Raw genomic sequence first — 10,181 nt, forward strand, 5'->3', positions numbered from 1 at the left:
ACGATGAAACAGGGGTTAATGCTTGTCGCCACATTGCTGCTGAGCGGCTGCGGTCTGCTGCATAAGCAGGCTGAAGGGCCGCAAACGCTGCACTACCGCTGCGGCACCCTGCCGCTGACCGTCACGCTCGACAACGCCAGCGAGCAGGTCAGCTTTATCATGGACGGCCAGCCGCTAACGCTGAAGCGGGCGATCTCCGCCTCAGGCGCGCGCTACAGCGACAGCGACGAAAAATATGTATTCTGGACCAAAGGCGACACTGCCTTTATCGAACGTGACGATAAAATCGTCGTTAACGACTGTCAATTGCAGCCAGCCAACCAGCCTGTTCATTTTGAGTAACCTATATGAGCGCAAACTTCACTCTGCAAGATATTGCCAGCCTGCGCCGCGAATATACGCGCGGCGGGCTGCGTCGCAAAGATCTGCCGGACCAGCCGCTGGCGCTATTTGAAACCTGGCTGCGCCAGGCGTGCGAGGCGCAGCTGCCCGATCCCACCGCCATGACCGTGGCAACGGTTGACGATCAGGGACAGCCTTACCAGCGCATCGTGCTGCTTAAGCACTACGACGACAGCGGCCTGGTATTCTACACCAACCTCGGCAGCCGCAAGGCGCAGCAGCTGGCCAGTAACCCGCGCATTTCGCTGCACTTTCCCTGGCACTTTCTGGAGCGTCAGGTCATGGTGCTGGGCGAGGTTGAGAAGCTGTCGTCGCTGGAGGTGCTGAAATATTTCCATAGCCGCCCGCGCGACAGCCAAATCGGCGCCTGGGTATCGCGTCAGTCGAGCCGGATATCGGCGCGCGGCGTGCTGGAGGGAAAATTCCTCGAGCTGAAGCAGAAATTTCAGCAGGGCGAGGTACCGCTGCCGAGCTTCTGGGGCGGATACCGGGTCAAATTTCATACCATGGAGTTCTGGCAGGGCGGCGAACATCGCCTGCATGACCGTTTTCTCTACCAGCGCGACGACAACGGCTGGAAAATCGACCGCTTAGCCCCGTAAAACAGCGTTTTTCTCCTCTCTCAGCGCTGGCACAGAAGTCGCCAGCGCTTTATGCTATAGCCCTCTTTTTTTTCTTCCGCACTCAGCGGAAAGCTGTGTACCAGCATAGGTGCAGTCTGATCAATTTGGAGTCAGTGATGACCAGCAGTAACCTGATACAACAATTGCAGGAACGAGGCTTAATCGCCCAGGTAACGGACGAGGAAGCGCTAGCAGAGCGACTGGCGCAAGGGCCAATCGCCCTCTATTGCGGCTTCGATCCGACCGCTGACAGCTTGCATTTGGGCCATCTGGTGCCGCTGCTCTGCCTGAAACGTTTTCAGGATGCCGGACACAAGCCGGTCGCGCTGGTGGGTGGTGCCACCGGTCTGATCGGCGATCCCAGCTTTAAAGCAGCAGAACGCAAACTCAACACCAGCGAAACCGTAGGCGAGTGGGTGGAGAAGATCCGCCGTCAGGTCGCGCCTTTCCTCGACTTCGACTGCGGCGACAACAGCGCTATCGCCGCCAACAACTACGACTGGTTCGGCGGCATGAACGTGCTGACCTTCCTGCGCGACATCGGCAAACACTTCTCTGTGAATCAAATGATTAACAAAGAAGCGGTTAAACAGCGCCTGAACCGCGACGACCAGGGGATCTCCTTTACCGAGTTCTCCTACAACCTGCTGCAGGGCTACGACTTCGCCGAGCTGAACCAGCGTCACGGCGTGTCGCTGCAGATTGGCGGATCCGATCAGTGGGGCAACATCACCTCCGGTATCGATCTGACGCGTCGTCTCCATCAGAACCAGGTCTTCGGCCTGACGGTGCCGCTGATCACCAAGTCCGACGGCACCAAATTCGGCAAAACCGAAGGCGGCGCGGTGTGGCTCGATGCGAAGAAAACCAGCCCCTATAAGTTCTACCAGTTCTGGATCAATACCGCGGACGCCGACGTCTACCGCTTCCTGAAGTTCTTCACCTTCCTCAGCCTTGACGAGATCAACGCGCTGGAAGAGGAAGACAAGAACAGCGGCAAAGCGCCGCGCGCGCAGTACGTGCTCGCCGAGAGCGTCACGCGCCTGGTGCACGGCGAAGCGGGCCTGGCGGCGGCGAAGCGCATTACCGAGAGCCTCTTCTCCGGCGCGCTGAGCGACATGACCGAAGCGGACTTCGAACAGCTGGCGCAGGACGGCATGCCGACCGTGCAGCTGGGCGCGGAAGACGATCTGCAGCAGGCGCTGGTGAATGCCGAGCTGGTGCCGTCACGCGGCCAGGCGCGCACCATGATTGGCTCCAACGCCGTCGCTATCAACGGCGAGAAGCAGTCAGACGCGGAGTACCGCTTCAGCGAGAGCGATAAGCTGTTTGGCCGCTACACGCTGCTGCGTCGCGGGAAAAAACATTACTGCCTGATCGTCTGGCAGTAAGCGCTTCAGGGCCGGTTTCCGGCCCTTTTTTATGGCAGGCAAGGGCAAGGCAGTTCAGAACATAATGAAAAATATTCTCGCAATTCAGTCGCATGTGGTATTCGGCCACGCTGGCAACGCCGCCGCCGAATTTCCGATGCGGCGCATGGGCGCCAACGTCTGGCCGCTCAACACCGTACAGTTCTCAAACCATACCCAATACGGCCACTGGACGGGCACGGTGATGCCCGCGACGCACCTGACGGAGATCGTCAAAGGCATCAGCGCTATCGACCGGCTGAAAACCTGCGATGCGGTACTGAGCGGCTATCTGGGCTCGGCTGAGCAGGGTGAACAGATCCTGGAGATTGTGCGCATGGTGAAAGCCGCCAACCCGGACGCCTGGTTTTTTTGCGATCCGGTGATGGGACATCCTGAAAAAGGGTGCATCGTGGCGCCTGGCGTGGCGGAGTATCACTGCAAGTACGCCATGCCCGCCAGCGACATTATCGCGCCGAATCTGCTGGAGCTGGAGATGCTCAGCGAGCGCAGCGTCACCAACGTAGAAGAGGCGATCGCGGCGGCGCGCGCGCTGATTGCGCAGGGCCCGCGCGTGGTGCTGGTGAAACACCTGGCGCGCGCCGGACGACGCAGCGATCGCTTCGAGATGCTGCTGGTCACGGCGCAAGAGGCCTGGCATATCAGCCGTCCGCTGGTCGATTTCGGCGTGCGTCAGCCGGTCGGCGTCGGCGACCTCACCAGCGGCCTGCTGCTGGTCAATCTGCTGCACGGCAAGGATCTGAAGCAGGCGCTGGAACACGTTACCGCCGCCGTGTATGAAGTGATGCTGACCACGCACGCGATGGGTGAATATGAGCTGCAGCTGGTAGCGGCGCAGGAGGCTATCGCCCAGCCGACCCAGCACTTCGCCGCCGAAGCGCTCTAAATCTGCCGGGCCGATATCGTATCGGCCCCATAAATTACGCCGCGCCTTCCGCCTTCAGCGCCGCCTGCACCGCAGGCCGCTGTGAGGCCCGTTCAAACCAGGCCTCCAGCGCCGACAGCCCTTCCAGCTCCAGCTTCAGCGCATGCGCCCAGCGCACCATCACGTACAAATAGGCGTCCGCCACGCTGAAGCGCAGCCCCATCAGCCACTGCTTGTCCTTCAGCGCCTTGTCGACGAAGCGAAACTGCTGCTCCAGCCGGGCGCGCAGCAGAGGCTTGTAGCTGTCGGGCGTATCGGCCTTAAACAGCGGCGTGAAGGTTTTATGCAGTTCGCTGCTGATAAAGCTCAGCCACTCCAGCGTGTGATAGCGCGTCAGGCTGCCGACCGGCGCCAGCAGCTGGCGATCGGGCTTCAAATCCGCCAGATACTGCACAATCGCCACGCCTTCGGTCAGGAGAGTGCCGTCATCCAGCTCCAGCGCCGGCACCTGGCCTTTTGGATTGATTTGCCAGTAATCTTCGCTGCACTCGGTGACTTTTTTCGTCAGATCGACATTAACCTGTGTGAAGTCGAGCCCGCACTCACGCAGCACGATATGCGGCGAAAGCGAGCAGGCGCCAGCCTTACAGAAGAGTTTCATCACGGACCTCCGGATTGCGACAGGATCATTGCAGCTTAATGCCTCGTCGCCGAATTGCCAGTGACCGCGATCAAGCGTCGGCCCTGGCCCGGAAAAGGATAAAAAAAAGCCGGGCGCATCGCCCGGCTGCCTGTCACCTGAACGATCAGGCCTCTGCTTTTTGCAGCTCTTCCTGCGGCGTCTGCGCCATGCGGTTCAGCAGCGGCGCGGTGAGCAGCATCAGCACGGCGATCACGCCGGTCACGATGCCGATCTGCTGGAAGACGCTGCTGTAGACGTTCAGTGAGGCGAGCGGATCGGTTACGTTCTCCGGCACGGCCATCAGGCCCGCCACTTTACCGGCGATCATCGCTGCGCCAGCGGTGGTGAGGAACCAGGAGCCCATGATAAAGCCCATCAGGCGTTGCGGCACCAGCTGCGCCACCATCGCCAGACCGAGGCCGGAGATCATCAGCTCGCCGATACTCTGCAGCGCATAGCTCAGGATCAGCCAGTTAACCGAGACGATACCGGCATCGGAGGCGAATTTCGCGCCCAGTGGCAGTACCAGGAAGGCGGCCGAGCAGAGCACCATACCGATAGCGAATTTAAACGGCATCGGCAGACGGTCGCCCAGCTTGTTATAAACTGCCGCCAGCAGGGGGCTCGCCAGCATAATCCAGAACGGGTTGAGCGCCTGGAACTGCTCAGGTTCGAAAGTAATGCCCAGAATAGTATGCTCGACGTTGCGAATCGCAAAGAAGTTAAGCGAGGTCGGCATCTGCATATAGAGCACGAAGAAGACAATCGCTTCGACCATCAGCAGGAATGCCACGATCATTTTGCGACGCGCCGCGCCTTTCAGCGAGAAAGCCTCTTTGGCGAAGATCAGGATAATGCCCAGCGCGACCACACCCAGGGTCATACGCGCGATAGTCTGGTTGTGCAGCAGCCAGGTGGCGATAGCGATCAGCATCACCACGCCCACCAGCGTCATCAGCAGCTTGCCGACGTTAAGCGGCGCGAAGTCCGGCTTCGAGCCGTAGTTTTTCACCATACCCTTGCAGAACAGGAAGTTGAGCAGAGTAATCACCAGCCCGATGACCGAAAGGGAAAAGGCGACGCTCCAGCCATATTTCGCCGCCAGCCAGGGGGTCAGCATCATTGAGAAGAGCGAGCCGACGTTGATTGACATGTAGAACATGGTGAAGGCGCCGTCGAGGCGTGGGTCATCTTTCTCGTAACAGGTAGAGAGCAGCGAAGAGGGATTCGCCTTAAACAGCCCGCTGCCTACCGCGATGGTCGCCATGCCGACGTAGACCATGCCGACGTGATGACCGGAGAAGGCCACCAGCGCGTAACCCAGCGCCAGTACGATGACGCCCAGCACGATAACGCGCTTGGTGCCCAGCACTTTATCGCCCAGCCAGCCGCCGATGGCCACCAGACCATAAACCAGCGCGCTAAAAGAGGCGAACAGCGTAATAGAAGCCGCTTCCGACATGCCCAGCTGTTTAACCAGATAAACAGCCATGATGGCCTGCAGGCCGTAGAAACCGAAGCGCTCCCACAACTCAATTGAGAAGATCAGATAGAAGGCCTTTGGCTGTTTGAACGCATTGAGGCTAACGGCCTCATCGGTGTGTTTGTTTGCAGTTGACACGTGTACCTCAGTTTTTCGCGTACCCTGTTTTACGACAGGAAATAAGTCCGCGTCATGTCAGGATTCCATGCGCGACATTGTTATTAGTAGGGAAAAGCGGCGCCTAATGTGGCTGATAACGCGCATCAGGGCAAGAATTTTTTGAATGCTGAAAAGCCTGGTCTGTGTAAGGTTTAAAAACCGATCTGACTTTGTAAAATGGGTTTTAATTTCAGCAGGAATCATTCTACCAGAATAAACGTTTGTCTATCACTTGCTCAGGCTAACAATAACCATATAAGCTGCCTGGCACTGATTTAACAGGTCAGGGTATCGTCGTTTGATAATTGACCGGATTATTATGCTGGTATTAACGGATTTATCAGCTAATTTGAACAACAAAACAGCAAAAAGGCTTCCAGTAATGAGAACGAACAGGTAAAAGTTGATCCTTCGCACAGAACCGCCAATTAATTCATCAGGTAAAAAAAGAAAGCGTTTGCGCATGCGGTCAGGGGCAAAAAAATGCGATTTTTGCCATCTCGACATCAAAATAGCGATCCGCTAACCTCGACATTTCCATCTACAGGACGTATTCATGGCCGCTTTATTAAACCTGGCGCTGGTGGGCGATTACCGCGCCAGCGCCGTTGCCCATCAGGCAATTCCTCTGGCTATCGAGCGCGCCGCCGCGCATCTGGGCGCCGCCGTCAGCTTCCGCTGGCTCCCTACTGACCAGCTCGGCGATTTAAGCGTCGTGAAAGAGAGCGACGCCGTCTGGGTTGTGCCGGGCAGCCCTTATAAAAATGATAAGGCGGTGTTTGACACCCTACGCTGGGCGCGAGAACAGCAGCGCCCGCTTCTCGGCTCCTGCGGCGGTTTTCAGTACGCGGTGATTGAGTATGCCCGCAACGTGCTGGACTGGCAGGATGCGAATCACGCCGAGACCGACGAGGGTGGCCGCATGGTAATTGCGCCGCTCAGCTGTTCGCTGGTGGAGCAGCGGGGCGAAGTCAGGTTCGCGCCGGGTTCGCGCATCGCCGAGGCCTATGGCGCGCAGTCAAGCGATGAGGGCTACCACTGTAATTTCGGCGTTAACCCCGCCTTCAGCGAGGCGCTGGAAGGAGAGAATCTGCGTATCACCTCCTGGGATGCTTCAGGCGATGTGCGCGGCATTGAGCTGACCGATCACCCTTTCTTTGTCGCAACGCTGTTCCAGTCGGAGCGGGCGGCGCTGCAGGGGAAAGATTCGCCGCTGGTGATCGCCTGGCTGCAGGCGGCGCTGGCAGGGCGCTAGCGTATCACGGGCGCGACGCGCCCGTTAGATTTCCGTCTTGTCGGGGAACTCGCACAGATCTTCAATCAGGCAGGCGCCGCAGCGCGGCTTGCGCGCAACGCAGGTGTAGCGGCCATGCAGGATTAGCCAGTGGTGGCAGTCCACCTTAAACTCAGCGGGCACGACTTTCAGCAGCTTCGCTTCTACCTCTTCCACGTTCTTGCCTGGCGCGAAGCGGGTGCGGTTGCTGACGCGGAAAATGTGGGTATCCACGGCGATGGTCGGCCAGCCGAAAGCGGTGTTCAGCACCACGTTGGCCGTTTTGCGCCCGACGCCTGGCAGCGCCTCCAGCGCGGCGCGATCTTCCGGCACCTCGCCGCCGTGCTGCTCCAGCAGAATACGGCAGGTCTTGATCACATTCTCAGCTTTGCTGTTAAACAGGCCGATCGTCTTGATATGCTCCTTTACGCCCTCTACGCCCAGCGCCAGCATCGCGGCGGGGGTATTCGCTACCGGATAGAGCTTCGCGGTCGCCTTATTGACGCTGACGTCGGTTGCCTGCGCCGACAGCAGCACGGCAATCAGCAGCTCGAACGGGGAGGTAAAATTGAGTTCGGTGGTGGGATGCGGGTTATTGTCCCGCAGCCGGGTAAGGATTTCTCTGCGTTTCGCCTGATTCACACCGCTTTCCCTGCAGGCGCGTGCGGCGCGGCCGCCGCTGCTTCAGCGTCGCGGCGGGCGGCGCGCTGTTTCAGTTTCTGATCGATCAGGTATTTCGCGGCCAGCAGCATGCCGAGGCCGATAAAAGCGCCTGGCGGCAGCATCGCCAGCAGCATCGGCGAGTCGAAGTGCACCACCTCAATGCGCAGCGCCCTGGCCCAGGGGCCGAGCAGCTGATCCGCGCCGTTAAACAAGGTGCCGCTGCCGATCAGCTCGCGAATCGAACCCAGGGTAACCATGGCGCAGGTGGCGCCCATGCCGATGGCGAAACCATCCAGCGCCGCAAGGGGAATGCTGCTTTTTGAAGCGACCGCTTCGGCGCGGCCGACCACGATGCAGTTGGTGACGATCAGCGGAATAAAGATGCCGAGCGACTCATACAGGCCATAGGCGTAGGCGTTGATCAGCATCTGCACGCAGCTCACCACCGAGGCGATGATCATCACGTAGATTGGAATGCGGATTTCCGACGGCACCCAGCGGCGCGAGGCGGAAATGGCGCTGTTGGTAATGGTCAGCACCAGCGTGGTCGCCAGGCCGAGCCCCAGCGCGTTGGTCGCCGTCGAGGTGACGGCCAGCAGCGGGCAGAGCCCCAGCAGCTGCACCAGCGCCGAGTTGTTTTTCCACAGGCCGCCTACCAGCAGGTTTTTGGCTTCACTCATTTGCGTCTCCACATTCGGGCAGCGACGAGACGTTGCCGCTCAGCGTTTCAATCAGTAGCGCGGCGCGCTTAGTGGCGTTCACCACCGCGCGCGGCGTAATGGTGGCGCCGGTAAACTGGTCAAACTCGCCGCCATCTTTCTTTACCGCAAAGGCTTTGTCATTGGCGCCGTGCACCACTTTGCCGTTGAAGCTGTTAATCCAGTCAGAGATCCGCAGCTCGATTTTGTCGCCAAGGCCGGGGGTTTCATGATGTTCAATGACGCGTACGCCCAGCACCTTGCCGTGAAAATCGGCGCCGACCAGCATCTGTATCGCACCAGAATAGCCATCCGGCGCGGTGGTCTCAAGCGCGGCCGCTACGGGCAGATCCCCTTTGCGCGCCAGATAGAGGTGGTGCGGCGCGGCGTTGCCCAGCGCGGGGTCGGTGACAAGGTAACATTCGCGCTGGATCTGATTATCGTACAGATCGACCGGCACCACCTGATCCAGCAGGTTTTTTTGATTCAGCGCCGTCTGATGGGCAATGGTCGGTTTGGTCACGTAGTTCACCACGGCGGTCAAACCGGTAGTGAACACCGCGAACAGCGCCAGGGTAACGGCGTTTTTACGGATAGTCTCAAGCATCGATCACTCCTTGCGATGGCCGTAGACGCGCGGCTGCGTGTAGTAATCGATCAGCGGCACACAGATATTTGCCAGCAGCACGGCAAAGGCGACGCCGTCGGGATAGCCGCCGAAGCTGCGGATCAGCCACACCAGCAGACCGATCAGCGCGCCGTAGAGCAGACGTCCGCGGTTGGTGGTGGAGGCGGTCACCGGATCGGTGGCGATAAAAAACGCGCCGAGCATGGTGGCGCCGGAAAAGAGGTGTATCAGCGGCGTATTTAGGCTCTCCGGCGAGATTAGCCAGCCCAGCGTGGCGCAGAACCCCAGCGACAGCAGCATCGCCGCTGGAATATGCCAGCGAATGGCGTTTTTCCACAGCAGGAACAGGCCGCCGACCAGATAGCCAAGGTTGATCCACTGCCAGCCGAGGCCGGCCAGCACGCCGGTATAGATCGGCTGCGCCAGCAGCTGCTCCGCGCTGTGCCCGGCGCGCAGGCCGGTTTTAAAGGTATCCAGCGGCGTCGCCTGGCTGACGCCGTCAACGCCGAGCTGCAGCTGCTGCATGGTATCGCCCGCCAGCGTATGGCTGGTAAAGATCATGCTCAGTGAGTCGAGCAGGCCGGGCTTCACCGCCTGCAGCGCGTCGGGCGGCAGCCAGCTGGTCATCTGCACCGGGAAGGAGATCAGCAGCACTACATAGCCGACCATTGCCGGATTGAAAGGGTTTTGCCCAAGACCGCCGTAGAGTTGTTTAGCGATCACGATAGCGAACAGGGTGCCGATGACCACCAGCCACCAGGGCGCAAGCGGCGGCAGGCTGATGCCGATAAGCACGGCGGTCAGCAGCGCGGAGTTATCCGCCAGGCTGGGCGCTATCGGCGCCTTGCGCAGCCGCAGGATGGCCGCTTCCGCCAGCCACGCGGTCAGGACCGCCAGCAGCACCTGCAGCACGCTGCCGTAGCCAAAGAAATACCACTGCGCGGCGAAGCCGGGAACCGCCGCCAGCACCACCAGCAACATAATGTTGCCGGTGCTGCGACGGTTATGGGTATAGGGAGAGCTTGCGATACGAAAAGCCATTTATTCCTCAAACGTCGACGGCGGCTGCGCTTTACGCGCTTTCGCCCGGGCGATAGCGGCAGCGACCGCTGCCTTGCGCGCGTCATCCGACGGACGCGCATCACGGTTTGCAACGTCGAGGGTCACGACGTCCTTTTCTGATGCCTGCGCGGCAGCGGCTTTCTTCGCTTTGGCGCGGGCGATGGCGGCTTCAACCGCCGCCTTGCGCGGGTCGACCGCTGGCGCGTCGTCGAC

The 10,181-nt window shown here is 59.8% G+C and carries 11 protein-coding genes and 1 pseudogene; 5 read left to right on the forward strand and 7 right to left on the reverse strand.

Annotated elements, in window-relative coordinates; all coding sequences use genetic code 11:
* Nucleotides 1-3 precede the first annotated feature (3 nt).
* The 4 genes from ACR6A7_RS20310 to pdxY all read left to right on the forward strand — a co-directional run bounded on the left by ACR6A7_RS20310 (nt 4) and on the right by pdxY (nt 3,341).
* Nucleotides 4-342: an MliC family protein gene (locus ACR6A7_RS20310; protein WP_434127062.1), complete on the forward strand. Its 339-nt coding sequence runs from the start codon at nt 4-6 to the stop codon at nt 340-342.
* Nucleotides 343-347: 5 nt separating this feature from the next.
* Nucleotides 348-1,004, forward strand: coding sequence for a pyridoxamine 5'-phosphate oxidase (gene pdxH, locus ACR6A7_RS20315; RefSeq protein ID WP_434127063.1), 657 nt, complete (start codon nt 348-350; stop codon nt 1,002-1,004).
* Nucleotides 1,005-1,141: 137 nt separating this feature from the next.
* Nucleotides 1,142-2,416, forward strand: a complete 1,275-nt coding sequence (gene tyrS, locus ACR6A7_RS20320; RefSeq protein WP_434127064.1) for a tyrosine--tRNA ligase — start codon at nt 1,142-1,144, stop codon at nt 2,414-2,416.
* Nucleotides 2,417-2,477: 61 nt separating this feature from the next.
* Entirely contained in the window at nt 2,478-3,341 is an 864-nt protein-coding gene (pdxY, locus tag ACR6A7_RS20325; protein ID WP_434127072.1) for a pyridoxal kinase PdxY, read from the forward strand.
* 34 nt (nt 3,342-3,375) lie between these two features.
* Here pdxY and gstA read toward each other — a convergent pair whose 3' ends face one another.
* The gene (gene gstA / locus ACR6A7_RS20330; RefSeq protein WP_434127065.1) at nt 3,376-3,981 is read right to left on the reverse strand and encodes a glutathione transferase GstA; all 606 of its coding nucleotides are present in this window, start codon (nt 3,979-3,981) and stop codon (nt 3,376-3,378) included.
* A gap of 145 nt (nt 3,982-4,126) precedes the next feature.
* On the reverse strand, nt 4,127-5,623 hold the full coding sequence (gene dtpA / locus ACR6A7_RS20335) for a dipeptide/tripeptide permease DtpA (protein ID WP_434127066.1): 1,497 nt from the start codon (nt 5,621-5,623) through the stop codon (nt 4,127-4,129).
* Nucleotides 5,624-6,200: 577 nt separating this feature from the next.
* Between dtpA and ACR6A7_RS20340 the strand changes: the two genes are divergently transcribed.
* Nucleotides 6,201-6,899, forward strand: a complete 699-nt coding sequence (locus ACR6A7_RS20340; RefSeq protein ID WP_434127067.1) for a CTP synthase C-terminal region-related (seleno)protein — start codon at nt 6,201-6,203, stop codon at nt 6,897-6,899.
* 24 nt (nt 6,900-6,923) lie between these two features.
* Here ACR6A7_RS20340 and nth read toward each other — a convergent pair whose 3' ends face one another.
* The 5 genes and pseudogenes from nth to ACR6A7_RS20365 form a co-directional block, all read right to left on the reverse strand.
* Nucleotides 6,924-7,559: an endonuclease III gene (nth, locus tag ACR6A7_RS20345; protein ID WP_434127068.1), complete on the reverse strand. Its 636-nt coding sequence runs from the start codon at nt 7,557-7,559 to the stop codon at nt 6,924-6,926.
* Entirely contained in the window at nt 7,556-8,260 is a 705-nt protein-coding gene (locus ACR6A7_RS20350) for an electron transport complex subunit E (RefSeq protein ID WP_434127069.1), read from the reverse strand. Before ACR6A7_RS20350 ends, nth begins: the two co-directional genes overlap by 4 nt.
* Nucleotides 8,253-8,885 carry an electron transport complex subunit RsxG gene (gene rsxG / locus ACR6A7_RS20355; protein ID WP_434127070.1) on the reverse strand — a complete coding sequence of 211 codons (633 nt, stop codon included), beginning with the start codon at nt 8,883-8,885 and terminating at the stop codon, nt 8,253-8,255. The genes ACR6A7_RS20350 and rsxG overlap by 8 nt, the downstream gene beginning before the upstream one ends.
* 3 nt (nt 8,886-8,888) lie before the next feature.
* Nucleotides 8,889-9,947: an electron transport complex subunit RsxD gene (gene rsxD / locus ACR6A7_RS20360; RefSeq protein WP_434127071.1), complete on the reverse strand. Its 1,059-nt coding sequence runs from the start codon at nt 9,945-9,947 to the stop codon at nt 8,889-8,891.
* Nucleotides 9,948-10,181: pseudogene (locus ACR6A7_RS20365) on the reverse strand (electron transport complex subunit RsxC); the annotation flags it as partial.

Origin of the sequence: Pantoea phyllosphaerae, from assembly GCF_051025595.1 — a bacterium.
In the GTDB taxonomy this organism is placed as follows: domain Bacteria; phylum Pseudomonadota; class Gammaproteobacteria; order Enterobacterales; family Enterobacteriaceae; genus Pantoea.